This window comes from Halovivax sp., from assembly GCA_007119345.1.
Taxonomy (GTDB): Archaea; Halobacteriota; Halobacteria; order Halobacteriales; family Natrialbaceae; genus Halovivax.
This window is the reverse complement of record SKPV01000053.1, coordinates 1-26,878: the sequence shown is the minus strand read 5'-3', so window position 1 is coordinate 26,878 and position 26,878 is coordinate 1. Positions and strand designations below refer to the sequence as shown.

24 protein-coding genes and 1 pseudogene are annotated in these 26,878 nt (G+C 69.9%); 16 read left to right on the top strand and 9 right to left on the bottom strand.

The window, feature by feature from the left end:
* From QZT59_RS04180 to QZT59_RS04160, 5 genes are all read left to right on the top strand, one after another.
* The coding region (locus tag QZT59_RS04180; RefSeq protein ID WP_290811739.1) for a DUF91 domain-containing protein at positions 1-647 on the top strand (647 nt) is incomplete at its 5' end.
* Between the two features lie 277 nt (positions 648-924).
* Positions 925-1,992, top strand: coding sequence for a tRNA-intron lyase (endA, locus tag QZT59_RS04175; protein ID WP_290811736.1), 1,068 nt, complete (start codon positions 925-927; stop codon positions 1,990-1,992).
* 414 nt (positions 1,993-2,406) lie between these two features.
* Positions 2,407-3,273 carry a serine/threonine-protein kinase Rio1 gene (gene rio1, locus QZT59_RS04170; RefSeq protein WP_290811733.1) on the top strand — a complete coding sequence of 289 codons (867 nt, stop codon included), beginning with the start codon at positions 2,407-2,409 and terminating at the stop codon, positions 3,271-3,273.
* A 226-nt stretch (positions 3,274-3,499) separates the two neighbouring features.
* Entirely contained in the window at positions 3,500-4,696 is a 1,197-nt protein-coding gene (locus QZT59_RS04165) for a tryptophan--tRNA ligase (RefSeq protein ID WP_290811731.1), read from the top strand.
* Between the two features lie 101 nt (positions 4,697-4,797).
* Positions 4,798-6,750 carry a glycoside hydrolase family 15 protein gene (locus QZT59_RS04160; protein ID WP_290811729.1) on the top strand — a complete coding sequence of 651 codons (1,953 nt, stop codon included), beginning with the start codon at positions 4,798-4,800 and terminating at the stop codon, positions 6,748-6,750.
* A 9-nt stretch (positions 6,751-6,759) separates the two neighbouring features.
* Here QZT59_RS04160 and QZT59_RS04155 read toward each other — a convergent pair whose 3' ends face one another.
* Positions 6,760-6,957: a dodecin domain-containing protein gene (locus QZT59_RS04155; RefSeq protein WP_290811725.1), complete on the bottom strand. Its 198-nt coding sequence runs from the start codon at positions 6,955-6,957 to the stop codon at positions 6,760-6,762.
* A 252-nt stretch (positions 6,958-7,209) separates the two neighbouring features.
* Here QZT59_RS04155 and QZT59_RS04150 point away from each other — a divergent pair, with 252 nt between their 5' ends.
* A complete protein-coding gene (locus tag QZT59_RS04150) occupies positions 7,210-7,713 on the top strand; it encodes a metallophosphoesterase (RefSeq protein ID WP_290811722.1) in 504 nt (167 codons plus the stop codon).
* Positions 7,714-7,816: 103 nt separating this feature from the next.
* Positions 7,817-8,383, top strand: a complete 567-nt coding sequence (locus tag QZT59_RS04145; protein ID WP_290811719.1) for a pre-rRNA-processing protein PNO1 — start codon at positions 7,817-7,819, stop codon at positions 8,381-8,383.
* A 118-nt stretch (positions 8,384-8,501) separates the two neighbouring features.
* On the opposite strand, the pseudogene QZT59_RS19195 reads toward QZT59_RS04145, so the two are convergent.
* Positions 8,502-8,636: pseudogene (locus tag QZT59_RS19195) on the bottom strand (SHOCT domain-containing protein); the annotation flags it as partial.
* A gap of 327 nt (positions 8,637-8,963) precedes the next feature.
* Between QZT59_RS19195 and QZT59_RS04135 the strand changes: the two are divergent.
* The 6 genes from QZT59_RS04135 to QZT59_RS04110 all read left to right on the top strand — a co-directional run bounded on the left by QZT59_RS04135 (position 8,964) and on the right by QZT59_RS04110 (position 15,911).
* Complete coding sequence (locus tag QZT59_RS04135; RefSeq protein WP_290811716.1) at positions 8,964-10,388, top strand: TIGR00366 family protein; 1,425 nt, start codon at positions 8,964-8,966, stop codon at positions 10,386-10,388.
* 34 nt (positions 10,389-10,422) lie between these two features.
* Complete coding sequence (locus tag QZT59_RS04130; RefSeq protein WP_290811748.1) at positions 10,423-11,667, top strand: MFS transporter; 1,245 nt, start codon at positions 10,423-10,425, stop codon at positions 11,665-11,667.
* A 282-nt stretch (positions 11,668-11,949) separates the two neighbouring features.
* On the top strand, positions 11,950-13,611 hold the full coding sequence (gene thsA, locus QZT59_RS04125) for a thermosome subunit alpha (protein WP_290811745.1): 1,662 nt from the start codon (positions 11,950-11,952) through the stop codon (positions 13,609-13,611).
* A 393-nt stretch (positions 13,612-14,004) separates the two neighbouring features.
* Positions 14,005-14,199: a hypothetical protein gene (locus QZT59_RS04120; protein ID WP_290811713.1), complete on the top strand. Its 195-nt coding sequence runs from the start codon at positions 14,005-14,007 to the stop codon at positions 14,197-14,199.
* Positions 14,200-14,212: 13 nt separating this feature from the next.
* A complete protein-coding gene (locus tag QZT59_RS04115) occupies positions 14,213-14,470 on the top strand; it encodes a hypothetical protein (RefSeq protein ID WP_290811711.1) in 258 nt (85 codons plus the stop codon).
* A 451-nt stretch (positions 14,471-14,921) separates the two neighbouring features.
* Positions 14,922-15,911, top strand: a complete 990-nt coding sequence (locus QZT59_RS04110; protein WP_290811708.1) for an ornithine cyclodeaminase family protein — start codon at positions 14,922-14,924, stop codon at positions 15,909-15,911.
* Between the two features lie 37 nt (positions 15,912-15,948).
* Here QZT59_RS04110 and QZT59_RS04105 read toward each other — a convergent pair whose 3' ends face one another.
* The 6 genes from QZT59_RS04105 to QZT59_RS04080 form a co-directional block, all read right to left on the bottom strand.
* The gene (locus QZT59_RS04105; RefSeq protein WP_290811705.1) at positions 15,949-16,713 is read right to left on the bottom strand and encodes a YqjF family protein; all 765 of its coding nucleotides are present in this window, start codon (positions 16,711-16,713) and stop codon (positions 15,949-15,951) included.
* Between the two features lie 391 nt (positions 16,714-17,104).
* Positions 17,105-19,882: a leucine--tRNA ligase gene (leuS, locus tag QZT59_RS04100; protein WP_290811702.1), complete on the bottom strand. Its 2,778-nt coding sequence runs from the start codon at positions 19,880-19,882 to the stop codon at positions 17,105-17,107.
* Between the two features lie 316 nt (positions 19,883-20,198).
* On the bottom strand, positions 20,199-20,621 hold the full coding sequence (locus QZT59_RS04095) for an Hsp20/alpha crystallin family protein (RefSeq protein WP_290811699.1): 423 nt from the start codon (positions 20,619-20,621) through the stop codon (positions 20,199-20,201).
* Between the two features lie 70 nt (positions 20,622-20,691).
* A complete protein-coding gene (locus tag QZT59_RS04090) occupies positions 20,692-21,150 on the bottom strand; it encodes a peroxiredoxin (RefSeq protein ID WP_290811697.1) in 459 nt (152 codons plus the stop codon).
* A gap of 121 nt (positions 21,151-21,271) precedes the next feature.
* Entirely contained in the window at positions 21,272-22,078 is an 807-nt protein-coding gene (gene pheA, locus QZT59_RS04085; protein WP_290811695.1) for a prephenate dehydratase, read from the bottom strand.
* Between the two features lie 128 nt (positions 22,079-22,206).
* On the bottom strand, positions 22,207-22,515 hold the full coding sequence (locus tag QZT59_RS04080; protein ID WP_290811742.1) for a non-histone chromosomal MC1 family protein: 309 nt from the start codon (positions 22,513-22,515) through the stop codon (positions 22,207-22,209).
* Between the two features lie 227 nt (positions 22,516-22,742).
* On the opposite strand from QZT59_RS04080, the gene QZT59_RS04075 reads away from it, so the two are divergent.
* From QZT59_RS04075 to QZT59_RS04065, 3 genes are all read left to right on the top strand, one after another.
* Positions 22,743-22,940, top strand: a complete 198-nt coding sequence (locus tag QZT59_RS04075) for a hypothetical protein (RefSeq protein WP_290811693.1) — start codon at positions 22,743-22,745, stop codon at positions 22,938-22,940.
* A 279-nt stretch (positions 22,941-23,219) separates the two neighbouring features.
* Positions 23,220-24,347, top strand: coding sequence for a GNAT family N-acetyltransferase (locus QZT59_RS04070; protein ID WP_290811691.1), 1,128 nt, complete (start codon positions 23,220-23,222; stop codon positions 24,345-24,347).
* A 185-nt stretch (positions 24,348-24,532) separates the two neighbouring features.
* Complete coding sequence (locus QZT59_RS04065; RefSeq protein WP_290811690.1) at positions 24,533-25,756, top strand: carboxylate--amine ligase; 1,224 nt, start codon at positions 24,533-24,535, stop codon at positions 25,754-25,756.
* A 68-nt stretch (positions 25,757-25,824) separates the two neighbouring features.
* Here the strand turns inward: QZT59_RS04065 and QZT59_RS04060 are convergent, their stop codons facing one another.
* Positions 25,825-26,613, bottom strand: a complete 789-nt coding sequence (locus QZT59_RS04060; RefSeq protein ID WP_290811689.1) for a ZIP family metal transporter — start codon at positions 26,611-26,613, stop codon at positions 25,825-25,827.
* Positions 26,614-26,878: the final 265 nt, after the last annotated feature.

The following is a 26,878-nucleotide window of genomic DNA, read 5'->3' as shown; positions in this document are numbered from 1 at the left end:
AGCCCGACAACACCGTCCTCGTCCACGACGTCGACGGCTACCAGCCGGTCGCCTGGCTCACCCGCGCCGACAGCGTCTCCAGCGACCGGTCCGGCGGCTTCACGCTCGTCGCGAAGAAGGACCTCCAGACGCTCCGGATCGCCGCCCACGACCGGGACGCGGTCGCCAACTACCGCGCCTCCGCGGCCGGCAGGCCCGTGGGGATCTGCCCGGCCTGCGACGGCACGCTGATCCGATCGTCGGACGTCCGCTGCGTCGACTGCGGCGACCGGTTCGCGCTCCCGTCTGACGCGACCGTCCGCGACGATCGCTGCGAGTGTGGGCTGCCCCGCATCCGCGCCGAGCGCGGTCTCGCGTTCGACGTCTGCCTCGACCGCGAGTGCGAGGCGCTCGACGACGCCGTCCGCGAGGCGTTCGACCGCGAGTGGGACTGTCCGGACTGTCCGGGCGACCTCCGCATCCTCCGACGGGGCGGCCTCATCGCCGGCTGCGAGCGCTACCCGGAGTGCGAGACCGGGTTCGTCGTCCCCTCGGGCGTGCTGGACGGCGAGTGCGCCTGCGGCCTCCCGACGTTCGAGACCGGTTCCGGCCGACGGTGCCTCGATGCGACCTGCGAGCGCGTCGTCGAACCGGCGGCGGCGAACTGAGATGGTCGGAAGCGATCGGGCATCCGGCGGGTCGGAACGGGTGGGCCACGAGCGTCTCGGTCGGGGATGGGCGGGAGGAGACCGCCTCGGCGGAGAATGCGAGCGAAGAAACCGTCTCGGCGGAGAATGCGAGCGAAGAAACCGCATCGGCGGAGAACGCAAGCGAGGAAACCGTATCGGCGGAGAACCTGTCGACCGGGCCGCCGCGCGGCGCTGGCCGGGCTGCCGACCGAACCGGTTCCGACACCCACTTGTGAGCCGGCGCCGACGTTCGCCCATGGCACTCAAGGGCGAGCGAGACGGCGACGTGGTCCGCGTGGGCGCCGACGCCCGCCAGCGGTTCCACGATTCCCGCGGCTACGGCTACCCCACCTCGGGCAACGAGATCGCGCTCGCTCCCGTCGAGGCGGCCCACCTGCTGTTCCACGGCGGGCTGGAAGCGGTCCGCTGGGACGGCCGGCGGCTGGGCTTTCGGGAGTTCGTCGCCGCGGCGAGCGAAGGGGCGTTCGTCCTCCGGTATCTCGCCTACGCCGACCTCCGCTCGCGCGGGTTCTACCTCTCGCCGGCGCGCGATCCGTGGATCGCGGATCCGCCCGGCGGCGACGCCGACTTCGTCGTCTACCCCCGCGGGAAGGGGCCCGGCGACGGCGAGGTCGCCTACGACCTCCGGGTCGTCGGCGAGCGGACCGACCTGCCGGTTGCCGCCCTCGAGCCGGGCGTGCTGGCCGTCGTCGACGAGGAGAGCGAGATCACCTACTTCGAGGTCGCGGAACCGGGGATCGACGGGACCAGCGCACGCGAGCTCCCGACCGACGTCGACGCCGACCTGCTGGCCGACCGCGTCGTCTGCTGGGAGCCCCCGGCGAGCCTCTACGAGCGGACGTTCTACGGGCAGCCCCTCGACGGGCGAGAGTGCGAGCGCCCGACGCTGCAGTGCTCGCTCGTCGAGGCGGCCTACCTCGCCGAGCGCGACGCGGTCGCCCTCGATCCGGCGACGGTCCGCGCCCGCGGCCGCGACGTCGAGGGCGAGCGGTTCGACCGCCGATTGAGAGTGTACGCGCAACTGCGCGAGCGCGGCGTCGTCCCGAAGACCGGCTACAAGTTCGGCGCCGACTTCCGGACCTACAGCGCGGTCGACTCGGTCGACGACCTGGGCCACTCCGAACTGCTGGTCCGGGTGCTCCCCGCCGATCACGTCTTCGAGCCGCGGGACCTCGCGCTCGACGTCCGGATGGCCCACGGCGTCCGAAAGACGATGGTGTTCGCGCTGGTCGGCGGGGACGGAGCCGACGGCGCGGACGACGTGGCGATCGCGTGGCGATCGGTCGAGCGGCTGACGCCCTGAAGCGTCGGACGCCGGGCCGTTCCCGTCGCTCCACCGCCCGATCCGTCCGGCTGGATCGGTTTCCCACGCCCCGCATCGATCGGGATGGACGACCTCCTCCTGGCCGTCGACGATGGCGTAGACGGTCAGTTCGTCGCCGCCGGGTCGACCTCGACGGTGGCCCACGCACCCCCGTCGATCGATTCGGCGCCGAAGTGGCCCAGCGCGACCGTCGATTCCGCTCGCGTCGCGTCGATCTCGGGGCCAGGTCCTCGTCGACGGTCGATTCACGACCGGTCGACGGTGTCGGAGAACGATCGAACCCCGAATTCGTGCCGGAGCGAGCGGATCGGCGACCTTCCTCACGGACCGGACCGATCGGTCGGGTGAACGATGCCGACCCTTTTAGCCCGTCGGGCATCTAGTGGCGTGTAGATGGGCAACGAGTACGGTCTGGTCGACCCCGACTCCGTCGAGACGCCGGGCGACGAGTGGGAAGAGATCGACGTCTCGGACACCGAAGCCGATCGGATCGCCCGCAAACGCGACCGGGAGTTCAACCAGTTTCAAAAGCGGATCAAGGACGCTGATCAGTTCAAGGTCGAGCAGTCGGTGTTCGACGACGCGACGTTCGCGGCGCTGTACAAACTCGTCCAGGACGGTCACGTCGAGGCCTTCGGCGGCCCCATTTCGACCGGGAAGGAGGCGAACGTCTACCACGCGCTCGGGCCGGACGACACGGAGGTCGCGGTCAAGGTCTACCGGATCAACGCCTCGAACTTCCGGCAGATGCGCGACTACCTCGAGGGCGATCCGCGGTTCGAGGGGCTGGGCGGCAAGAAGAAGGACGTCGTCCTCGCGTGGGTGAAAAAGGAGTCCGCGAACCTCGAACGGGCGCGCAAGGCGGGCGTCCGGGTCCCTCGACCGATCGCCGCCGAGCGCAACGTGCTCGTGATGGAGTACATCGGCGGCGAGGATGGGCGAGCCAAGCGCCTCGGCGAGGTCCACGTCGAGAACCCCGAGACCGCCTACGAGGTCATGCGCGAGTACATGCGCCGGCTCTACTCGGCGGGGATCATCCACGGCGACCTCAGCGAGTACAACGTCGTCTTCCACGAGGGGCAGCTGGTGGTGATCGACCTCGGCCAGTCGGTGACCGTCCACCACCCGAACAGCCGCGGATTTCTCGAGCGCGACTGTCGCAACGTCGCGTCGTTCTTCAGGCGACAGGGGCTCGAGGTGACCGACGACGAGCTGTTCGAGTTCGTGACGGATCCCGAGCCGGATCCCTCGCGGGAGTAGCGACCGGCGCTCGCGGGAGCGCCGTCGAAACGGTTAGGTGAACCGAGCGGGTAGCGTCGGGCGATGAGAGTCGCTCTCGACTGGCGCTGGCGAGCCCCCTCGAGAGCGGACAGTGTCGGCGCCGACCGCGACGCGGCCTAACCCGGCGGGGTCGGCGGCGGTGGCTCCCTTCGTTCTCCCGCGAATCGCCCGACAGCCGCGCCCACCACCAGCGACCATCACATCAATGACGAGATCCACGACAGAAGAGGAACCGAATGCGGACGAATCCGGCGGATACACCGTCACCCCGTACGCCGTCGACGGGGAGATCGACTACGGCGAGCTCGTCGAGCGCTTCGGCGCCGATCAGCTCGCCGACGACCAGATCGAGCGGCTGCCCGATCACCCGAGCCTCCGGCGGCGGACGTTCTACGCCGGCCGCGACGTCGACCGCTACCTCGCGGCGGCCGAGGCGGGCGACGCGCACGCGATCGTGACGGGCGTCGGACCGTCGGGGCCGCTCCACCTCGGCCACGTCCTGCCACTGTACCTGGCGAAGCGCTTCCAGGACGCGACCGGCGCGACGGTCTTCCTCCCGTTCTCGGACGACGAGAAGTTCCTCGCGAAGGACCAGTCGTTCGCCGAGATCGGTGCGCACGCCCGCGACAACCTCCGGGACGTCCTCGCGGTCGACTTCGATCCCGACCGGACCCGGATCGTGATCGACACGGCCGACGCCGACGTCGTCTATCCGATCGCGGTCCGACTCGCGAAGCACCTCACGCCCGCGACCGTCGACGCGGTCTACGGCCAACAGGACACCGTCGGCCTGCAGTTTTACCCGGCGGTCCAGGCGACGCACCTCCTGCTCCCGCAACTGGTCGACGGGCGACGGCCCACGCTGGTTCCGATCGCGGTCGACCAGGATCCGCACGTCCGAGTCTGCCGGGACGTCGCGGCGAAGGAGGCGCTCCCGGTCGAGAAGCCGGGAGCCCTGCTCGGACGCTTTCTCCCGAGCCTCGCCGGCCCCGGAAAGATGAGTGCCTCCGACGCGGCGCCGTCGATCGATCTCGAGGACGAGCGCGAGGCCGTCGCGACGAAGATCCGCGAGCACGCCTACACTGGCGGCCGCGCGACGGTCGCCGAACACCGCGAGCAGGGCGGTGACCCGAGCGTCGACGTCCCGTTCCAGTACCTGCGGTTCGGTTTCGAGTCCGACGACGACGAGCTGGAGCGGATCGCCGCGGCGTACCGGTCCGGCGAACTGCTGAGCGGCGAACTGAAGGAACTCGCGATCGATCGAATCGCCGACTTCCTCGCGGCTCACCGACGGCGTCGCGCGGCGCTGGGCGACCTGGAGGACGAGCTCGAGCCGTACCGACTGACCGAGGCGGAGCGACGACGGGCGCTCGAGTCGGCCGGCGTCCCGCGCGTGCCGTGAGCGAACCGCCGGATCCGTCCGCGACGAACGGCCGCTAGCTCGATGCCGCGTGGCCGGGGATCGACCCCCAGGGATATATCGCCGTTCGTGGTGGGACCCCCGTGACCACCGCGTACCACCCCATCGAGGCGTACGGGATCGTCGGGAACGGAGAGACGTGCGCGCTCGTGGCGCCGGACGGATCGGTCGACTGGTATCCCGTCCCCCACGTCGAGTCCGCGAGCGCGTTCGCCGCCGTCCTCGACGCCGAACGCGGCGGCTCCTTCCGGATCGGGCCGGATCGGCCGTCGACGTCGACCCAGTCGTACCTCGACCGCACGAACGTCCTGCGAACCGCCTTCGAGACCGACGGCGGGAAGCTGTCCGTCGTCGACTTCATGCCGCACGTCGAGATCGACGTCGACGCGTCCGCTCGCGCGCTGTACCGGAAGGTCGAGTGTACCCGGGGCGAGATCTCCCTCGAGGTCGCCTTCGAGCCGCGACTCGACTACGCGCGCGGAGAGACCGAACTGGAGCGTCTGGACGGCCGGGTACACGCGACCGGCGGCGGGTGCGAACTCGCCCTCGCGGGCGACGTCGGATTCCGGGTGGACGAGGCCGCGTCGACGGTCACGGCAGCCGACACGCTCCGGGCGGGCGACGGTCGGTGGTTCGCGGTGAGCCACGACGGTCCGCCGCCGGGTCCGGCCGAGTGCGAGCGCGCCCTCGAGGAGACGGTGGCCTACTGGCGGGAGTGGGCCCACGATCACGACGGAAGCAGCGGAGGTGCCGAGAGCGACGCTACCGCCGCGGATCACGGCGAGAGCGACGGCGGCGGCGCGGACGAGGACGCGACCGGACCGTCCTGCGTCTTCGACGGTCCCTGGCACGACGACGTGGTTCGATCCGGGCTGGCGCTCAAGCTGCTCAGCCACGCGGAGTCGGGCGCGATCGCCGCGGCCCCGACGACCTCGCTGCCGGAGGAGTTCGGCGGCGTCCGCAACTGGGACTACCGGTTCAGCTGGCCTCGCGACGCGGCCTTCACCGTGCAGGCGCTCGCCCACCTCGGACACCTCGAGGAGGCGGGCGCGTACTTCGAGTGGTTCCTGGGGCTCTGCGAGACCGCACCCGAGGAGATCCAGCCGCTGTACGGGCTCCACGGCGACGTCGATCTCGCCGAACGGGAGCTGACCCACCTGCGGGGCTATCGCGACTCCAGACCCGTCCGGATCGGTAACGCCGCGGCCGGCCAGCGACAGCTGGATCTGTACGGCGAACTCGTGCTCGCGCTCGCGGCCACCGTCCACCACGGGTGGAAGCTCGACGCGGCCGACTGGCCGGCCGTCCGGCGCATCGTCGACCACGTAACGACGGTCTGGGATCGGCCCGACAGCGGCATCTGGGAAGTCAGATCCGAACCGCGCCACTTCGTCCACTCGAAGGTGATGTGCTGGGTCGCGCTCGACCGGGCGATCGCCTTCGCCGAGGCGAACGACTGGGACGCGCCGCTCGAGCGCTGGCGCGAGGTCCGCGCGGAGATTCGCCGGGCCGTCCTCGAGCGCGGCTACGACGGCGACCGGGAAACGTTCCTCCGCGCGTTCGAGAGCGATGCCGTCGACGCGGCGACGCTGCTGCTCCCGCTCGTCGGCTTCCTCCCGTTCGACGACGAGCGCGTCGAGGGAACCGTCGCGAGCGTCCGGGACCGACTCGAGACCGACGATGGACTGGTCCACCGGTACGAGGGCGAGGACGGTCTGTCCGGCGGCGAGGGGACGTTCACGCTGTGTTCGTTCTGGCTGGTCGACGTCCTCGCGCTCTCCGGCCGGGTCGACGAGGCCACGGCGCTGTTCGAGACGTTGCTCGCGTACGCGAGCCCGCACGGCCTGTACGCCGAGGAACTGGATCCCGCCGGGGCCGACCAGGGTGGCGTCCACCGCGGGAACTATCCGCAAGCGTTCAGTCACGTCGGGCTGATCAACAGCGCGCTCTACCTCGGGCGGGTTCGAGAACCGGAAACCGCCGGCCCGGAGCCGATCGGCATCTGGCTCGGCGAGGGGCCCGACGTCCCGAACTGAGGCCGGTCCTCACCCCCGCGATCGGCGGTCCCTCGGCGGACGGAGTCGGGCCAACCACCGGATCGGGAACGTGAGGTGCAGCGTCGAGCGGCACTGGACGACCTCGTCGTCCTCGATCTTCGCGGTCTGGTCGACGATCGTCACGCCGCTGATCCCCTCGATCGTCTCCGACGCGTCCGCCAGCGCGCTGTGGCGGCGTCCCTCCACGATTCGGTCGATTCGCCGATCACGTTGATGACCTTGATCGTTTGTTCGTCAGTTGTCATGGGTGGTGCCCGGCGTCGTACCACGAGCGACGGTAGATAGCGAACGGGCGATCCGCGGGAGCGTGAACGAGCGGGGCGATTCCGACGCGAACCGGTCCGTTCCGCTCGTGACCGGCGATTCCGTCGACGGGGGACGAAGAGATTCGGAAATCGCCCCCGAACGCTCTTGGGACTCGCCGTCGCGCACTCGGGTATGCAAGTCGGCGTCATCTCCGACACCCACGACAACCTCGCGGCGGTCGAGCGGGCGACCGCCACCTTCGAGCGCGACGGGGTCGACGTGATCGTCCACTGCGGCGACTTCGTCGCCCCGCCCGTGATCGCCGAGTTCGACGGGTTCGAGCTCCACGGCGTGCTGGGGAACAACGACGGCGAGGTCGCCGGGCTCCACGCGGCGTTCGACGCGCTGGGCGGGGAGAGCGAGCTCCACGGCCGCTTCGCCGAACTCCGGTTCGACGGGCTCACCTTCGCCGCGCTCCACGGCGAGTCCCTCGAGGAAGTCCAGGCGGTCGCCGGCGCGGAGCTCTACGACTACGTCTGCTACGGCCACCACCACGTCCGAGAGCAGACCGAGAAGGGCCGGACGACGCTGTTGAACCCGGGCGCGCACTTCCCGACGGTGCCGGAGGGCCACCGGACGGTGGCGATCGTCGACACCGAGACCGAGTCGGTGCGGTTCCGGTCGCTGGCGGAGTGAGCCGCGGGTTTCGAGGGTCGCTCGGCCGGGCACGAACGCCCGCTCGTTCCGCGTCGCCGGTGCGGACCAAGGGCTTATCCAGTCCGGGCGAGTAGCCTCCGGCATGCAGCACGTGAAGATACCGCAGGACCGCATCGGCGTGCTCATCGGCGAGGGCGGTGAGACGATGCGAGAGATCGAGGCCGAGGCCGAGGTCCGCCTGGACATCGACTCCGAGAACGGCTCGGTGGCGGTCGACAGCGTGGGCGACCCGGTTCGCGGCCTGAAAGGCCCCGAGATCGTCCGGGCGATCGGACGCGGCTTCGCGCCCGACGACGCGCTGACCCTCCTCGACGACGAGATGATGATGTTCGACGTCGTCGACATCGCGGCCGCCTCCCGCAACGCGAACGACATGAAGCGCCAGAAGGGCCGGCTCATCGGCGAGGGCGGGCGCACCCGCGAGCTCATGGAGGAGCTCTCCGGCGCGTCGGTCGTCATCTACGGCTCGACCCTCGCCGTCATCGGGACGCCCCAGCAGGTCGACGTCGTCCGCACCGCCGCCGAGATGCTGCTCGACGGCGCGCCCCACGGCGCCGTCTACTCCTTCCTCGAGGACAAGCACAACGAGCTCAAACACCAGGGGCTGCGGTACCACCGGTTCCCCGGCTCGGGCGAAGAGCAGGTCTGAGTCCCGGTCGGGACCGCGGGAGTCGACGGTCGCGGGCGCCGCTTCGACGCCAACGCTTTTGTCACCGATCGAACTATCGACGGGTAACGTGACGCGACGACGCTCGGAGGGGGCCGAGCTCCCCGACGCGTTCCACGAGGTACCAGACGAGGAAGACGCTGACGACGAGCAACGCGGTGATCGCGACCGCGTAGATCGGGCCGGCGAAGAGCAGCGCCGCGATGATGATGACGTCCGCGAGGACGAACTTGATGACGAAGGTCCCGGTGAGATCGTATCGTGGCCCGTCGTCGCTGCCCGTGAGGGAGCCGACGCCGGCGGGCGGAATAATTGCACGGACTATCGCGGGGAGCGTCTCCGGTCGCGACGATGGCCACGGGTCGCTGCCGAGACGTTCGGCCGAGTGCCGAGCGTGATCGCCGATCCGGCGCGGCCGGTTCTTCCGATTCCCGCCGGCCGGGTTGCTCGCTCGCGGGAGGCTCGAAAACGAAGCGACGTGCGCCACAAACACATATATTAACCGTACATACATTAGTATAGAATTGGTAGTGTTTATTTACGTTCCATGTGACCTCAGACCATGGCACAAGGAACCGCAGACGGAGGGGCGCTCGAACGGATCGGTCACGGCCTGTCCGACAAGGTGGAACGATGGATGCCCAGTCCGTTCCTGTTCGCGATCATCCTCACGTACATCGTGTACGTCGCGGCGGTCCTGGGAACCGAGACCGGGGCGTTCGAAGCGGTCGAGTTCTGGTACGACGGATTCTGGGGATTCCTGACCTTCGCGATGCAGATGGTGCTCATCCTGATGACCGGCTTCGTCGTCGCCTACCATCCGCGGATCAACGCCGGCCTCAGGTGGCTGACGACGTTTCCGTCGACCGGTAAGCAAGCGGTGGTCCTCGTCGCCGTCGTCGCGATGGCCCTGGCGTGGGTCCACTGGGGACTGGGACTGATCATCGGGGCGATCTTCGCACGCGAGATGGGGAAGACGGCCCACCAGAACGGGATCGACGTCCACTACCCGCTCCTGTGCGTCGGGGGGTACATGGGACTCGGGTTGACCTGGCACTGGGGACTGTCGGGGTCCGCGCCGCTGATGCTCGCCACGGAGGGCAACGAGTTCATCGAAGCGGGCGTCGTCGACGCGGTCGTTCCCACCTCGGAGACGATCTTTCACCCGTACGCGCTGACGCTCACCGTGCTGTCGATCGGCTTCGCCGCGGCGATGCTGTACCTGCTCTCGCCGTCCCCCGAGCGCTCGCGCGGCATCACGGAGTACATCCCGGAGGACGAGCTCTTCGACGCCGCCGCCGACGGCGGCGAGGTCGAGGAGACGGCGCCCGAGACGGTGGAGCGTCGCGACGAGACCGTTCCCGCGGAGAAGATCAACAACAGCCGAATCATGGGCGGACTGATCGCCCTCGGCGGCCTCGTCATGGTCGGCTACACGTTCTGGACGCTCGGCCTCGACGCCCTGGACCTGAACGTCGTCAACTTCGGGTTCCTGATGGCCGGGCTGGCGATCTACACGCGGCCGCAGGTGTACCGCGAGCGGTTCGGCGACGCGTCGAAGGCCGCCGCGGGGATCATCCTGCTGTTCCCGTTCTTCGCCGGCATCCAGGGGATCATGGCGTCGTCCGGGCTCGCGGAGATGCTCGCCGACGGATTGCTGGCCGTCTCCTCGCCGGAGACGTTCCCGATCTTCGCGTGGCTCGCCGCCGCGGTCGTCAACCTGTTCGTCCCCTCGGGCGGCGGCGAGTGGATCGTGCTCGGCCCGTCCGTCATCGAGGCGGCGGAGGCGCACGGCATCCCGATCGGCCACGCGACCATGGCCTACGCCGTCGGCGACGCCCACACCAACCTGCTGAACCCGTTCTGGGCGATCCCGCTGCTGGCGATCACTCGGATCAAGGCCCGCGAGATGTTCGGGTACGCGATCGCCATGTTGTTGCTGTTGATCCCGTTCCTCGCGATCGTCCTCTACGTCGTGCCGTACTGACGACGGTTCCGATCGTTGGACCGATGATTCGGGGATCGACTGTACCGCGGTGGTCCGGATAATGCGTCGACCCTACTACGGATGGATCGTCGTCCTCGCGTGCTTTCTCGGGACGTTCGTCGTCTTCGGACTCTCCTACTCGTTCGGCGTCTTCCTCGACAGGATGCTCGAGGAGTTCGGTCGCTCGCGCGGCGCGACGACCGTCGCCTTCGGCGTCCAGACGCTGCTGATCTACGTCGGCGCGGTCGCGGTGGGGGTGTTCGTCGACAGACACGGCGCGCGACGGACGCTCCTCGCCGCCGCGGTGATCGTCCCGCTCGGGCTCGTGCTGACCAGTCGGGCGACGTCGCTGCTCGCGGTCGTCGTCGCGTTCGGCGTCGTCACCGGCTTCGGGTTGAGCCTCGTCTACGTCGTTTCCTACGCGACCGTGCCGCGGTGGTTCGACCGCCGGCTCGGACTCGCCGGCGGCGTCGCCTCCTCCGGGCTCGGCGTCGGCATGCTCGTCGTCGCCCCCGCGTCGAGCCGGCTCATCGATCGAGTCGGCTGGCGCACCGCCTTCCTGCTCCTCGCCGGCGTCGCCGCAGTGGTGCTGGTCGTCGCCGCGTTCCTGATTCGGGACGAACCCGCCCCCGAGTCGGCACCGGCGTCGGAGTTTCCCGACGGGTTCGACGGCGCGGCGAGTCACTCGCTCCGCGCCACGTTGACGCACCTGTCCGCGGTAGCTCGGTCCGGACCGTTCCTGCTGGTGGTCGTCGGGTGGGTGCTGATCTACGCGACCTTGTACGTCGTCTTCGTTCACCTCGTCGTTCACGCGACGGACGTCGGCCTGACGCGGACGACGGGAGCGGCGGCGCTCGGGCTCGTCGGCCTGGCGAGCGCGCTCGGCCGGATCGCGATCGGCCACCTGGCCGACCGGATCGGCCGCGTTCGCGTGTTCGTCGGCTGTTCCGCCACCATGGGCGCCGCGACGATCGCGCTACCGGCGTTCGAATCGGCGGCCGGATTCGTCGCCTTCGCGCTCGTCTACGGACTGGCCTACGGCGGCAACGGGGCGCTCCTCGCCCCGCTCATCGCCGACACGTTCGGGCGCGCGAACCTCAACGCGATCTTCGGACTCGCGTCGGGGGCGTTCGCCGCGTCCGGACTCGCCTCCCCGTACCTCGCCGGTGCCGCTCACGACGTCCTGGGAACGTACGACCACGCGTTCGTCGCGTCGGGATTCGCGGCGCTCCTCGGAGCCCTCGCGATCGCGCTGGCCCACCGTCGGGCGTCGCGATAACGCGACGGTCGACGGGGAACGGCGAACGACCCGGCGCGGGCCGGACCCTAAACCGGCTCCCTCCGGCCCGCTTCGATCGTCGCGCCGGCCGAGCCCTAAACCGGCTCCCTCCGGCCCGCTCCGATCGTCCCGCCGACCGGACCGTCCGGACCGTATAAAGGATCTGTGAAGTGGTGCCACGATTCGGAGTCGCCGACGCGGAGTGTGGCGGTTTAGCACGCGGGCGATAGAAGGATTTATATAGAATAGCAATCAATCCATCTGGTGACTATGGCTCAGCAGATGGGTAACCAGCCCCTCATCGTACTCTCGGAGGACAGCCAGCGCACCTCCGGGAAGGACGCGCAGTCGATGAACATCCAGGCCGGCAAAGCCGTCGCCGAGTCGGTCCGCACCACCCTCGGACCGAAGGGGATGGACAAGATGCTCGTCGACTCGACGGGCAACGTCGTCGTCACGAACGACGGCGTCACCCTCCTGACCGAGATGGACATCGACCACCCGGCGGCCGACATGATCGTCGAAGTCGCCGAGACCCAGGAGGACGAGGTCGGCGACGGCACGACCTCCGCCGTCGTCGTCGCCGGTGAGCTCCTCAAGCGCGCCGAGGAGCTCCTCGAGCAGGACATCCACGCGACCACCCTCGCCCAGGGGTACCGCCAGGCCGCCGCCGAAGCCACGAAGGCCCTCGAGGACGTCGCGATCGACGTCGACGAAGACGACACCGAGATCCTCCGGCAGATCGCCGCCACGGCGATGACCGGCAAGGGCGCCGAGAACGCCCGCGACCTCCTCTCGGAGCTCGTCGTCGACGCCGTCCGCACCGTCGCCGACGAGGACGGCATCGACGACGAGAACATCGCCGTCGAGAAGGTCGTCGGCGGCGCCATCGAGAACTCCGAGCTGGTCGAGGGCGTCCTCATCAGCAAGGACCGCGTCTCCGAAAACATGCCCTACTTCGTCGAGGACGCGAACGTCGCCATCGTCGACGGCGCCCTCGAGGTCAAAGAGACCGAGATCGACGCCGAGGTCAACGTCACCGACCCCGACCAGCTCCAGCAGTTCATCGAGCAGGAGGAGGCCCAGCTCAAGGAGATGGTCGATCAGCTCGTCGACGTCGGCGCCGACGCCGTCTTCGTCGACAAGGGCATCGACGACATGGCCCAGCACTACCTCGCCCAGGAGGGCATCCTGGCGGTCCGGCGCGTGAAGAACTCCGACGCCAAGCGGATCGCCCGCGCCACGGGCGCGACGCCCGTCTCCAACCTCGACGACATCACCGAAGACCACCTCGGCTTCGCCGGCTCCGTCGCCCAGAAGGAGATCGCCGGCGACGACCACATCTTCATCGAGGACGTCGAGGACGCCAAGGCGGTCACCCTCATCCTCCGCGGGGGCACCGAGCACGTCATCGACGAGGTCGACCGCGCCATCGAGGACTCCATCGGCGTGGTCCGCACCACGATCGAGGACGGCAAGGTGCTCGCCGGCGGCGGCGCGCCCGAGGTCGGACTCTCGCTCGCGCTGCGGGACTTCGCCGACTCCGTCGGCGGCCGCGAACAGCTCGCCGTCGAGGCGTTCGCCGACGCGCTGGAGGTCATCCCGCGCACCCTCGCCGAGAACGCCGGCCTCGACCCCATCGACTCGCTCGTCGAACTGCGCAGCGCCCACGACGGCGGCGACACCGCCGCCGGCCTCGACGCGTACACCGGCGACACCATCGACATGGAAGGCGAGGGCGTCTACGAGCCGCTGCGCATCAAGACCCAGGCGCTCGAGTCCGCCACCGAGGCCGCGGTCATGCTGCTGCGCATCGACGACGTCATCGCCGCCGGCGACCTCGCGGTCTCGGACGACGACGATGACGAGGAGATGCCCGGCGGTCCCGGCGGCGGCATGGGCGGCATGGGCGGCATGGGCGGCGGCATGGGCGGCATGATGTAAGGGAGGTCTGAGCGAAGCGAAAACCTCCGAAAGGCGAGCGGGGAGCGCACGCGACCCGCGAGCCAGAACCGAACTTTTGCTCTGCGGGCCGGCGTAGCCGGCCCTCGACAAAATTTAGTACAAAAGCACTCCTCCCTCCGTTCGACTCGCTCAGCCTCCGGCTTCGCTCGCTGCCCGCGGCTTCGCCGCTCGCGATTCCGCGGCGCTTCGCGCCGCGCTCTCCGCGTCAGTCGTCGGCCCGCTCGCTTCGCTCGCGGCGAACGGCTTCGCTCGGGTTCTCCGAACCACTCGCTCGCCGATGTTAACCGCGATGGTGGCGCGGACCGCCGCCACCGGGTAAAACGATCCGTTCAGTCTGCAGAAGGGGGTTACCGTCACCACGAGAGCAGCCCGATGACCCGCCGCGAACTGCTCGCGACGGTGGGAATCGCGACCGCCGGCGGACTCGCCGGCTGCCTGGACGGGGACGGCTGCCTCGGCGGGCGCGAGCCGGCCGCCGAGCTCGTCGACGAGGAGTTCGAGACCGTTCGGGGGCGACGAGTCGCTGCCGGAAAGCGACGAGCCGCCGGCGATCACGATCGAGGATGACGAGTCGCGGGTGGTGGTCGAGGGGCGGCTGACGTACTCCTCGAGCAGCTGCGGCGGGATCGAACTCGGGCGGAACGACTACGACGCGGACGAGGGACGGCTGACCGCGACGATTCGGTGGTACTACGAGCGGCCGTCGGACGCGGACTGCACGGCGGACGAGGTGACGCGGGCGTACCGGGCCACGTTCCCGTTCGACGACGGCACGCCCGAGGCCGTCGCGGTGACCGAGGACGGGAATACGGGGACGTTCGAGGAGACCGCGTCGTAGGCGTCCCGGTTCGGGTCGCGTCCGCCCGATACGCCCGACCCCGCCCGCCACAACGGATTTGATCTTTCCCCCGCGACCGGGGGTGTATCACGACGACGTATCATCCGCAGCGAACCGAAGTCGAGTCCCCGCTGTCCACGTTCGGGGCCGGTTTCAGCGTCGACGTCGGGGCGACGCTGCTGCCGGTCGCGGTGGTCCCCGCTGCGGTTTGGACGGGCAGCGTGAGTCCCGCGACGCTCCTCGGGGCCGCAGAATGGCGCCGGTTGGTCGCCGCGGCGGCGCTGACGATCGGATTCGGGTCCGCCCTCTTCCTGCTGGCCCACTGGGAGAACCGCAGGCTCGTCGAGCGGGTCCCGGAGCGAGCGGCCGACGACCCCACCCCGGCGGCTCGTCGCACGTCGCTCGTTCCGGTTTCGGTACGTACTAAGGGTCTCCCCCAACACTTGCCGTCATGGAGACGCTACTGCTCTCGCAGGAAGACGTGAACGAGTTCGCCCTGATGGCGGACGTCATCGGGGCGGTCGAGGACGCCTTCGCCGCCTACGAGCGCGGCGACGCCCAGATGCCCCCGAAGTCCTACATCGAGCTGCCCCGGTACAACGGGGACTTCCGCTCGATGCCCGCCTACCTCGACGCGGGCGACTGGGACGCCGCCGGGCTGAAGTGGGTGAACGTCCACCCGGACAACCCGGGCGACCACGGCCTCCCCACCGTGATGGGGACGATGATCTACTCGGACCCGGAGACGGCGGCCCCGCTCGCGATCATGGACGGCACGGCGCTCACGATGAAGCGGACGGGCGCCGCGGCCGCCGTCGCGACCGACTACCTCGCCGTCGAGGACGCCACCTCGCTGGGTGTCGTCGGCGCCGGCGTTCAGGCCTACACGCAACTCGAGGCGATCGCCGAGGTCCGCCCGATCGAGGAGGTCGTCGTCAGCGACCTCGACGACGAGCGCGTCGACCGGTTCGTCGAGACCTTCGCGGACCGCTTCGAGGTCCGCGGCGACTCGATCTCCGAGGCCGGCCACTGCGACGTGCTCTCGACGGTCACCCCCGTCAGGGACCCGATCGTCGGGCCCGACGACGTCGGCGAGCGCACCCACGTCAACGCGATGGGCGCCGACGCCGAGGGCAAACAGGAGCTCGCCGACGAGCTCCTGCTGGGGGCGACGATCGTCATCGACGACCACGCACAGTGTACCCACTCCGGCGAGATCAACGTCCCCTACGGCGAGGGGACGCTCACCGACGACGACATCGCCGCCGAACTGGGCGAGATCGTCGTCGGCGACCGCGCGGGCCGCACCGACGAGACCGGCGTCACCGTCTTCGACTCGACGGGCCTCGCCATCCAGGACGTCGCGGCGGCCCACGTCGTCTACCAGCGCGCCGAGGGCGAAGGCGGGAGCCCGTTCGGTCTGATCGGGATCGAAGAGTGAACTGACCGGCCCGGATCGCCGACGGAATCGCCGGAGCTCACCGGTGGCGCAGTCGCCGGGGAACCGACGCCGTCATCGGGAGTTCGTCGCAAAAGTGCGCGATCGGTCCGTCCGTCGGCGGGGGAAGGCGGTTCGCCGCCACCATCGTGTTCTCGTGGAGCGTCACGTTCGCCGGGCGGAGCGGCCAGGGCGCGTGGGCCACCTCGGCGGCGAGGACGTCGCCGTTCGCCGGGGCGTAGAATCGCCGACGCTCGGTCAACCACGCGGCGAGCGTCCCCGGCTCCGGGAACGTGGCCTCCCCGGCCGGGGAGTAGCTCGCGGCGAAGCGGGCGGGCGGTTCGTCGGCCGACTCGCGCGCGCTCGCGAACGAGACCCGGTCGTCGGTCCGCGAGACGTGCATCCGGGCGCGGCGGACGGGGAGACGACTGAATCGGCCGATCCCGTTCGCCAGGGCGGCGCTGTCGATGTCGATGCTGACGAAGAACAGCCCAGGATCGCCGCGGTAGGTGACGTAGGTGCGGACGTTGATTTCGGGAACCGACCACCTGAGCAGGCGCGGGGTCCCCCTGAGGCCGGCTTTCGCCGCGACGAACGGGAGGACGCCGATCCACGCGCGGCCGTCCCGCGTGTCGGGTTCGAGCGGGTCGGGGATCCGCGGTCGCAACTCGTCGGGATCGACCGGCCAGTGCAGGAAGCATCCGTCGCGCCAGGTGAGCGCGAAGGGATGCGGGATCCTTCCCCGGGCACCCTCGGCGCTCACCGGCGGCCGATCCGTCTCGGTCGTGTCCGCTCCGCGACCCATAGCACCCGTGCCACGAACAGGACCAAAAAGGCCCCAGACGGGACTCACGCGCTGTGAGCGTCCGGGATCGAGGACCGTCACGAGATTCGTGTCGGGACCGACGACGGTCGCTCGCGGTGACGGTCGGAGCTTCGGACCGAGTTACGCCAGGTGGATCGCCGGCCGGAACGGTCGGGCCCGGCCCGCCCTCTCGTCTGCGCCCGCGGCCTCGAATTCCTGCGGGTGGTAGGTCATGGCGAGCACTCGTCCCCAAGAGAACGAAAACGCTGGTCTCGCGGGGGCGATTCGCCGCGGATCGGACGATCGCGCTGGGTTCCGAAGCCGGCGGCGTCGATCCGCGCCACGCCGGCCGGCCTCGACGACGAGGGGGACGCGGCGCGACCCGGGGCGCTCAGTCCTCGATCTCGATCGCCGGCCGACCGGGCTCGGCCCGCTCCAGCACGCCCTCGTCGGCCTCGTCGGCGGAGACGACGGTCACCGGCGCCTCGAACTCGCGTTCGAGCAGCCAGGCGGCGGACCCGAGCGCCTCGAACTCCTCCTCGGGGCCGAGCGATCGGGTGAGCGCCTCGCGCTCGGCCTGCAGGTCCTGACCGTAGCTGGCCGCGGCGTCACCCTTCTCGCGGATGTGGTCGTGGCCCATCAGTTCGCCGATCAGGTTGTCGGCGTCGCTCTCGATCGCGATCTCGAGGGCGTCGTACTTCCAGTCGGGGGCGACGACGACGTCGATCCGCTCGGGGTCCTCGATGCCGGCGACCTCGACGATGTCGCGGACGTCCTCGCGGGTGTTCTGGACCAGTTTCCGGCGCTTTTCGACGGCGTCGCGGTCGACGCTGGCCTCGGGCCAGTCGGCCTCGACGACGAGGCCGTCGCGGTCGAGTCGATCCCACAGCTCCTCGGCGAGGTGGGGCGCGACGGGCGCGAGCAGCCGGACGACGGCCGCCAGACCCCGCTCGAACGTCTCGCCGTGGGGCTCGGCGTACTCCGCGTATCGGCGCAGCGTCCGAGTCAGATCCTGGGTCTCGCGGAGGGCGGTGTTGAACGTCAGGTCGTCGTACTCCGCGGTGGCGATGGCGATCGTGGCATCGACCTCAGCGTCGACGTAGCTGGCGATCGCGTCCTCGTCGCCGTTCGGCGCCTCGGTTCGCGGTTCCCGACCGTCACCGTTCGCCGAATCCGCGCCGCTGCGCGCCGCGCTCGCCGCGAAGTCCTCGACCAGCCCCTTCAGCCGAGTCAGGAAGGCGTACGTCGAGCGGACGCCCTCCTCGCTCCAGTCGAAGTCCCGCTCGGGCTGGGCGGCCTGCATCATGAACAGCCGCGCGGTGTCGGCGCCGTACTCCGCGACGATCCGCTGGGGGGAGACGACGTTGCCCTTCGACTTGGACATCTTCTCGCCCTCCAGCTGGACCATCCCCTGGGCCAGCAGGTTCGTGAACGGTTCCCGGTGCTCGAGGCCCTCGTGGTCCGCCAGCACCTTGGTGAAAAACCGCGAGTACAGCAGGTGCATCACGGCGTGCTCGATGCCGCCGACGTACTGGTCGACCGGCATCCAGTCGTTGGTCCGCTCGCGGTCGAACGGCACGTCCGCGCGATCGGGCGAGACGTACCGCAGGAAGTACCACGAGGAGTCGACGAAGGTGTCCATCGTGTCCGTCTCCCGGGTCGCGTCCCCGCCGCAGTCCGGACAGGTCGTCGCCTTCCACTCCTCGGCGGCGTCGAGCGGGTTGCCGCTGACGTTGATGAACTCGGGGAGCTCGACGGGCAACTCGTCCTCCGGGACGAGCACGGGGCCGCAGTCGTCGCAGTGGACGACCGGAATCGGCGTCCCCCAGTAGCGCTGGCGAGAGATTCCCCAGTCGCGCAGCTGGTACTGCGTGGCGCGCTCGGCGCACTCGATCTCCTCGGTCAGGCGCTCGCGGGCAGTCTCGCTGTCGAGTCCGGAGTAGTCCCCTGAGTCGACGAGCACGCCGTCCTCGGTGAAGGCCTCCTCGCTCACGTCGGGCGCGTCGGGGAGGGAGTCGCCGCCGACGCCCTCGTCCTCCCGGTCGTCGGGCTCGGGAGCGATGACGGGACGGATCTCCTCGCCCATCTTGGTGGCGAAGGCGTGGTCGCGCTCGTCGTGGCCGGGGACGCCCATCAGCGCGCCGGTCCCGACGTCCGAGAGGACGAAGTCGGCGACGAAGACCGGAATCTCGTCGCCGGTGGCGGGATTGGTCGCGGTGAGATCGGTCCGGACGCCGTTGGGCTCGTCGCCCTCGGGGTCGGCCTCGTGGGCGACGAAGCGGCGGACGTCCTCGTCGTCCTCGGCGAGTTCCTCGCTGATCGGGTGGTCCGGCGCGAGCGCGAAGAACGTCGCCCCGAAGACGGTGTCGACGCGGGTCGTGAAGGCCCGCACGTCACCGTACTCCCGCGGCTCGGTGTCCTCGCCGCGTCCGTTCGAGGCGCCCGGCGCCTCGCTGATCTCGAAGTCCAACTCCGTCCCGTGCTGGCGGCCGATCCAGTTGCGCTGCATCTGGCGGACGGAGTTGGGCCACCCCTCCAGGTCGTCGATCGCTTCCAGCAGCTCGTCGGCGTACTCGGTGATCTTCAGGAACCACTGCTCGAGGTCCCGCGTCTCGACGGGCGTGTCACAGCGCCAGCAGAGTTCGGCTTCGCCTTCGACCTGTTCGTCGGCCAGCACGGTCTCGCACTCGGGACACCAGTTGACCTCGGCGTCGCGGCGCTCGACGAGCCCCTCCTCGTGGAAGCGTCGGAACAACCACTGGTTCCAGCGGTAGTACTCGGGCGTGCAGGTGGTGACCTCGCGCTCCCAGTCGTAGCCGAACCCCATCGCGTCCATCTGCTCGCGCATCGTCTGGATGCACTCGAACGTCCAGTCCCGGGGGTTGGTGTCGCGTTCTTTCGCCGCGTTCTCCGCGGGAAGGCCGAAGGCGTCCCAGCCCATCGGGTGGAGCACCGCGTCGCCGCGCATCCGCCGGTAGCGGGCGTACGCGTCGGTGATCGTGTAGTTTCGGACGTGACCCATGTGGAGCTTGCCCGAGGGGTACGGGTACATCCCGAGGACGTACGTCGGATCGTCGACGTCGTCCGGCGTCCGGTACGCGTCCGCCTCGTCCCACGCGGCCTGACAGCGCTCCTCGACGGCCGCGTGGTCGTATCCCTCGTCGCTCATCGGTATCTTACCTACACGTCCGGCGGTGGTCGACCCTATACCTTTCCATACCGACGGCCGCCATCGGAAAATCGACCGGCGCCGGTCCCGTCAGGAGGTTCTGTCTTCCCCGAGCGGAGTTCCCCCCGCAGAGGGGGTATCCTATGCCCGCCGACGGTGTTTCGCATCCCCCGGGACCGCCAACGGTGTTTCGCACCCGCCGAGGGAACCTCGAAATTCGGTACGCACGCGCGTCGCGTCGTCCCGACCCCGCCGGCTATCGCGGTACGCACGCGCGTCGCGTCGACGCGGTCCCGTCAGATACGCGACCGCGCGTTCACTCGATGTCGATCTCGCGACCGCTCTCGGTCTCGCCGACCTTCGGCAGCGTCACCGTCAGCACGCCGTTGTTGTAGCTCGCCTCGACGGCGTCTTCCTCGACGGGCTCCGGGAGCCGGATGCGCCGGCTGACCGAGGACTGGGTGCGCTCGCGGCGGATGTACCGGCCCTCCTCGTGGGTCTCCTCGACGTCGCGGCCCGCCTCCAGCTTCAGCGCGCCGTCGACGAGCAACAGCTCGACGTCGCCGGTCTCGTAGCCGGGCAGGTCGACCGTCACCACGAACTCGCCGCCGGTGTCGGCGACGTCGACGGCGACCGAACCGGGGACGGGAAAGCCGGTGCCGCGAGTCATTCCCTCCTCGAACTGGTTGCTGAGGCGGTCGAACAGCTCCTCCAGGTCCTCGAACGGGTTCTTTCGCATGGGCAATCGTACGCGGCGCGCCGGGATAAAATCTGCCCAGTGGCAGGCGACAGAACGGTCGCGGGCGCCGTCACTCCTCGGGCAGGTCCGCAAGCCCCGCCTCCAGCGCGTCCAGCAGCACCTCACGGGCGTGGCCGTCCGGATCGACGTTCTCGTAGACCAGCTGCACCTCGCCGTCGGCGAGGAAGAACGTGGTCCGGGCCGTCGCGCCGTCGCGGAGGTCGACGTCGAAGGCCCCGGCGAGCTCGCCGTCCGGATCCGCGAGCAGGTCGAACGCCAGGTCCTCGCTCTCGTGGAACCGCCGGTGGGAGTCGACGTCGTCGGTCGAGACGCCGTAGACCGCGACGCCGGCGTCGTCGTAGGTCTCCCGCTCGAGGGTGAACTGACGGGCTTCGGTGGTACAACCGGGCGTCTCGTCCTTCGGATAGAAGTAGACGACCGTCGGCTCGTCGAACGAGAGGGTGCGTTCCTCGCCGTCCTGGTTCGGTGCGGTCACCGTCGGCGCCGGGTCGCCCGCGGAGAGCGTCATGGGGGTCGGTAGCCGGAGCGGGGAAAAACGGCTTTCGGTGCCGATGTCGGCCGTCGATCGGGAGCCCGCCGGGAGTCGACCCCGAGGGCGACGCGCGCCGTCGAACGAGTCGGCGAGGCGACTACTCGACCACGTGCTCGACGTCGTAGGAACCCAGCCGGCGCACCCAGCCGTCCTCCACGAGGGACTCGACCTCGGCGACGGCCGCCCGGGTCCGGTCCTCGTAGAGCCCGCCTTCGAGATCGAGGTGGAAGACGTAGTCGCCCAGCCGCTTGCCGCTCGGGCGGGATTCGACGCGGGTGAGGTTGATGTCGCGATCGGCGAACGGCTCGAGGATCGCGAGCAGGAGGCCGGGGTGGTTCGTCCGCGGGTAGATCACCAGCGAGGTCTTGCCGCCGGCCGGCGACGCGTCCGCCTCGGGGGCGATCGCGAAGAAGCGGGTCGCGTTCGAGGTCCGGTCCTGGACGTCCTCTGCGAGGACCGCGAGCTCGTCGTCGGCGTTCGCGGGGTGGCCGATGGCCGCGACCGCGGGATCCTCGCGGGCGCGCTCGACGCCCTTGGCGGTGCTCGCGACCGCCTCGAGCGTCGCCTCCGGGTACTCGGCCTCCAGGAACTTCCGGCACTGCGCGAGCGCCTGCGAGTGGCTCGCGACGAGCTCGAAGTCCGGCCCCCGCGCGAGCAGGGCGTGACGGATCGGCGTGACGATCTCGCGGACGACGGCGACCTCGTGGTCGGCGACGGCGTCCAGGGACTCGGTGACGCTCCCCTCGATGCTGTTCTCGACGGGGACGACGCCCCTGTCGAACTCGCCGCTCGCGACGGCGTCGACGATCGCCGTCACCGACGGGCGGAAGGCGACCTCGTCGGCGATCGTCCGCGCCGCCCGGTGGGAGTAGGTCCCGTCCGGGCCCAGCGTGACTGCGGTCATTGGCGGAGAAAGGGCCAGGATCCTCAAAAGGCCGTCGGAGCGCCCGCGAGGCCGCGAGGAGGGTGGCCGACTTCGGCGACCGGCCTGGCGAGCGCTCACCGGGCGAGTTCCGTAAAATGCGTCGAGGGTTACTCGTCGAGGTGCTCGATGCCCTTCTTCGAGACGTTCGCCTCGGTGATCTCCTCGGGCATCCAGTCCGGCTTGTCGTCGGGGGCCGTCTCCTCCCAGGCCCAGCCGTCGTAGATGTGCACCTTCTCCGTCCCCTTCTCGCGGAGTCGGAGTTCGACGCGGTCGGCGGCCTCCTCGCTCGATCCCGGATCGAGGCGTCGGGCCGCTTTCAGCGCCGCCTGACGCGGCGTGTTCCCGGAGAAAACGCTCGATTCATCGCCGCCCTCCTCGCGGAGCGCGAAGTTTCGCTTACCATCTTCACGTACCATGGTTACAGCCTCCATGACAGATCAGCGCACAGATTAACATAAAGATATCCCTCAGAATCGGGTTACAGCGTCGGTATCTTTATGTTAGATGGGCCGCCACCGAGTACGAAGAGTCGCCGTCGACGACGGCCCGCTGGCGACCGAGGGGCGCCGGCGACGAATCGGTCTCCGTGTCGTAGAAAACACTTAAGTATATCCTACGGCGAACCTCTCAATAGAACCCCGCGATGGTCCGGAAAAAGAAGCTGAGTCCAAGCGGTGCGAAAGACGAGGACGGCAACTACCATAACGTTCACCTCAATCTCCACGAAGACGAGCTGGCGGTGGCCGGGATGGACATCGGGGACGAGGTGTTCGTCCGCGTCAGGGATGGGAAGATCATCATCCAGAGCGCGGACGAGGACGAGCTCGACCACGAATTTTAGGCCGCGACAGCCGGTACGTCCCGATTCGACCGATTCGTATCTCCAGCCGTGCGCGGGGCCGCGCCTGCGAGTCTCGAACGCACCGCCCGGCGACGATCGCCCGCGGTCGAGTTCGTCCCCGCGACCTCGGCTCTCCGCGCGAATCCGATCCCGACGTCAACGGGTTGCGAGCGCGTGGTCTCAGATATATGCAGCTGGCACGCGTACGACAGACGTCCCGCGAGAACGCTCGACGGACGGTATCGGATTCGGACGCGACCGCCCGGTCACCCCCTACGCGTGTACCCTCCTCGATCGAAAACCCCCACGGACGAGATCGAACCGTTTCGCTCGAGCGACCGGTCCGCGTTCCTGTCGCTCTACGAGACGGTGTTCGGAATCGAGCGCTCGACCGACTGGTTCCGCTGGAAGTACGTCGAGAACCCCGTCGCCGACCACGTGCCGATCGTCGTCGCCCGTCGTGACGGCGACCTGATCGGGGCTCGCTCGTTCCTTCCGGTGCGCGTCGCCGTCGACGGCGTCGAGCGGGTGGCCTACCAGCCCTGCGATACGATGGTCCACCCGGATCACCGGCGTCAGGGCGTGTTCACCCGGATGAACGAGGCCGCGATCGAGCGGTACGCGGCGGGCGAGCCCGCGTTCTTCTTCAACTTCCCGAACGGCCGCTCGAAGCCGGGCAATCTGAAACTCGGCTGGCGGGAAGTGGGGACGGTGCCGATGTACTACCGGCCGCAAAAGCCCGTCTCGGCGGCGCGAGAGTGGATCGCCAACCGGACCGACCGGATCGACGAGGAGGGCGCCGCCGCGAGCGAACTCCTCGAGCGGGTCGCGACCGACCCCGTCGCCGACGCCCACCGCGCGATCGACCGTCGCCTCGGCGGTGCGACGGACGGGCTGACGATCGACCGGTACGAGCGGCCGACCGAGGCGCCCCTCGAACCGACGTACCGCCGAGCCGTCCCGGAGGGGGTGCACACGGTTCGCGACCGGGCGTTCTACGAGTGGCGATTCGACAACCCGGCCAACGAGTACGGGGTCTACGTCGCCTCGCGCGACGGGACGCCGGTGGCGGCGCTGATCGTCTCGCTCCGGGCGGGCCACCTCCGCCTCGTCGATGCGCTCCCGCGGTCGGTCGACGACGATCCGGAGCCCCTCGAACGGTTGGTGGCGGCCGCCCTGACCGATCGCGCGGCCGGCGACGACGTCGGGTACGTCGCCGCCTTCGGCGACGTGCTCCCCCGCCCGCTCCGGTACCGGTTCTACCCCGACACCCGGTTTCCGCTGTCGGCGCTGATCCGGCCGACCACCCGATCGCTCCTGGTGCGGGACCTCGATCGCTCGTCGACGGTCGCGAGCCGGTCGCTCGAAGACTGGACGCTCTCGTGGTTCGACCTGGACGCCGTCTGAGGCGAGCGTCGACGCCGGCGGAGGTGCCGACCGGCCGATACGTCGAATCCGGCGGAGGTGCCGATCGGCCGATACCCCGAAGCCGGCGGATTCGACCGCCGAAGGGCGGTATTCGGCGCCTAACCGGAACCGACCGCCTCTTGGACCGCGTATAACTACGGTACAGGTTGGCCCGTTTGACGGTAATGGACAGCGACTCGCGCGCCGGGGACTCGCCCGCCACAGACGGCGGCGCGGTGGTCGTCCCGGCGATCGACGCGCCGAGCAGCGTGGCCTGCCTTCGGTCGCTCGGCCGCCGCGGCGTGCGGACGATCGTCGCGGCGGAGACGCCGACCGCACCGGCGGCCCACTCGGCGTTCTGCGACGAGACGGTACCGGTACCGTCCCCGGGCGACGACCTCGTCGCCTACAAGGACGCGTTGCTGGCCCTCGCGATGCGCGAGGACGTCGAGGCGGTGATCCCCGTCCGCGAAGCGGACGTCTACGTCCTGTCGAAGTACCGCGACGAGTTCGCCGAGCACGTGAAGACGCCGTGGCCGACGATCGACACCCTCGCGCGGGTGCAGGACCGCCGCGAGCTCTTCGACGCCGCCGAGCGGGCCCGCGTCGCCGCGCCCGATACCCGGCTGCTCGGCGACGACGCGGATCCCGCCCGCGAGTGGATCGTCAAGCCGCGGTTCTCGATCCTCACGGACGAGTACGTCGACGTCGAGCCGGAGCGCTGCATCGCGCCGCCGACGACGACGTACCTCCCGCCCGGCGTCGAGCCGGACGTCGACTCGCTCCGCGCGGAGATGGGCCACGAGCCGCTCCTCCAGGAGTACGTGCGCACGCCCCACGAGTACGGCTTCTTCGCGCTCTACGACGAGGGCGAGCCGGTGGCGACGTTCCAGCATCGCCAGCGTCGGGGCTACAGCTACGCCGGCGGACCGAGCGCGTTCCGCGAGTCGGTGTCGATCCCCGACCTCGAAGAGTCGGGGCTGGCGCTGCTCGACGAGCTCGAGTGGCACGGGCTCGCGATGGTCGAGTTCCTCCGCGACGAGGAGACGGGCGAGTTCAAGCTGATGGAGATCAACCCGCGGTTCTGGTCGTCGCTGCCGTTCACCGTCCAGACGGGCGCGGACTTTCCCCACTACTACTGGGCGATGGCCAACGGCGGCTGCGACGGGCTCCCGAACGGCTACGAGGTCGGCATCGGCGGCCACCTCATCCGCGGCGAACTGCTCTACTTGCACTCGATCCTCTTCGACGACGTCGAACTCGTCGAACGCCCCGGCTTCCCCGGCGCGCTCAAGGACGTGGTGGGGTCGGTCGTCGCCCACCCGCGCTTCGACTACCTGCAGGCGAACGACGTCAGACCGTTCGTCAGGGATCTCCGCAACGCCGTCGACGCCTTCCGCGTCCGGTGAGGAGGCCGGCTCCGGCGGCGCGCGGCGCGGTCCGCCGAAGCGTCCGCCACCGCGGGCCCCGACCGGCGTCAGATCGCCAGCGCCTCGTCGACGACGACCAGCAGGACGAACCCGACGAGGAACGCGGCGGTCGCCGCGTCGGCGTAGCCGTGGCCGTGCGAGGACGGGATCATCTCCCGGAAGACGACGGCCAGCATGGCGCCGGCGGCGAACCCCGCCGCGTACGGGAAGACGCCGACCGCGAGGGCGACGAGCGAGTAGCCCAACAGCGCGGCGGCGACCTGCGGGACCAGCCCGGACAGCGTCGTGAAGACGAGGACCCACCACGGCGACAGCCCCGTCTCGCCCACGGGGACCGCGAACGCGAAGCCGTCCGGGACGTTCTGGATCGAGATGACGACGGCGAGCAAGAGCGCGACGGCCTCCAATCCGGAGGCGAACGCGACGCCGATGGCGAGGCCTTCGGGCGCGTTGTGGAGCGTGATCGCGCCGCCGATGAGCAGCGCGCGGCGAACCCGCGAGGCCGCCTCCGGGTCGGCCGCCGCGTCGCTCGCCCCGCCCTCGCCTCGGAAGCCCGCGAAGTGGGCGTGGACGTGGGGGAGCAGCCGGTTGCCGACCAGCAGCGCGAATCCGCCGAGGAAGACGCCGACCATCACCGCGGCGAGGGAGCCTTCCTCCATCCCCGGAACCACGAGTCCGAACACGCTCGCCCCCACCATGACGCCGGCCGCCAGCCCCAGCGCGGCGTCGTAGGTTCGATGGGAAAAGCGGGTCCGGAAGAAGATCGGAACCGCGCCGAGGCCGGTCGCCGCGCCGGCGACGGTCGTCACCAGCACCACCGTGCCGACGTCGGTCATGAGCGGAGGGTTCGAGGACCGGGCGTATATACCTCCGTTCGCGCGCTCGGTCCGACGGCGCTGCGTCCGTCGCGGTCCGCACGTCGGTCCGATGGGTCGTCGTCCGTCGCGGTCCGCACGTCGGTCCGACGGCGCTGCGTCCGTCGCGGTCCGCACGTCGGCCCGACGGCGCTGCGTCCGCGACGGCGCGTCCTCCGTCAGGCCGCGCGTCAGTCAACGGGGTCACGTGGCGCGGTTCGCCTCGGTCCGATGGCTCACCTGGTGT

Excerpts from the sequence above, each read along its gene's own strand:
- QZT59_RS04090 (WP_290811697.1), bottom strand. The coding sequence starts at position 21,150 with ATGACGCTCTCCGCGGGCGACCCGGCGCCGACGGTGACCGCACCGAAC.
- rio1 (WP_290811733.1), top strand. The coding sequence starts at position 2,407 with ATGGGCAACGAGTACGGTCTGGTCGACCCCGACTCCGTCGAGACGCCG.
- leuS (WP_290811702.1), bottom strand. The coding sequence starts at position 19,882 with ATGAGCGACGAGGGATACGACCACGCGGCCGTCGAGGAGCGCTGTCAG.
- QZT59_RS04120 (WP_290811713.1), top strand. The coding sequence starts at position 14,005 with ATGACCCGCCGCGAACTGCTCGCGACGGTGGGAATCGCGACCGCCGGC.
- QZT59_RS04110 (WP_290811708.1), top strand. The coding sequence starts at position 14,922 with ATGGAGACGCTACTGCTCTCGCAGGAAGACGTGAACGAGTTCGCCCTG.
- pheA (WP_290811695.1), bottom strand. The coding sequence starts at position 22,078 with ATGACCGCAGTCACGCTGGGCCCGGACGGGACCTACTCCCACCGGGCG.
- QZT59_RS04165 (WP_290811731.1), top strand. The coding sequence starts at position 3,500 with ATGACGAGATCCACGACAGAAGAGGAACCGAATGCGGACGAATCCGGC.
- QZT59_RS04095 (WP_290811699.1), bottom strand. The coding sequence starts at position 20,621 with ATGCGAAAGAACCCGTTCGAGGACCTGGAGGAGCTGTTCGACCGCCTC.
- endA (WP_290811736.1), top strand. The coding sequence starts at position 925 with ATGGCACTCAAGGGCGAGCGAGACGGCGACGTGGTCCGCGTGGGCGCC.
- QZT59_RS04080 (WP_290811742.1), bottom strand. The coding sequence starts at position 22,515 with ATGGTACGTGAAGATGGTAAGCGAAACTTCGCGCTCCGCGAGGAGGGC.
- QZT59_RS04065 (WP_290811690.1), top strand. The coding sequence starts at position 24,533 with ATGGACAGCGACTCGCGCGCCGGGGACTCGCCCGCCACAGACGGCGGC.
- QZT59_RS04150 (WP_290811722.1), top strand. The coding sequence starts at position 7,210 with ATGCAAGTCGGCGTCATCTCCGACACCCACGACAACCTCGCGGCGGTC.
- QZT59_RS04135 (WP_290811716.1), top strand. The coding sequence starts at position 8,964 with ATGGCACAAGGAACCGCAGACGGAGGGGCGCTCGAACGGATCGGTCAC.
- QZT59_RS04145 (WP_290811719.1), top strand. The coding sequence starts at position 7,817 with ATGCAGCACGTGAAGATACCGCAGGACCGCATCGGCGTGCTCATCGGC.
- QZT59_RS04105 (WP_290811705.1), bottom strand. The coding sequence starts at position 16,713 with ATGGGTCGCGGAGCGGACACGACCGAGACGGATCGGCCGCCGGTGAGC.
- thsA (WP_290811745.1), top strand. The coding sequence starts at position 11,950 with ATGGGTAACCAGCCCCTCATCGTACTCTCGGAGGACAGCCAGCGCACC.
- QZT59_RS04060 (WP_290811689.1), bottom strand. The coding sequence starts at position 26,613 with ATGACCGACGTCGGCACGGTGGTGCTGGTGACGACCGTCGCCGGCGCG.
- QZT59_RS04075 (WP_290811693.1), top strand. The coding sequence starts at position 22,743 with ATGGTCCGGAAAAAGAAGCTGAGTCCAAGCGGTGCGAAAGACGAGGAC.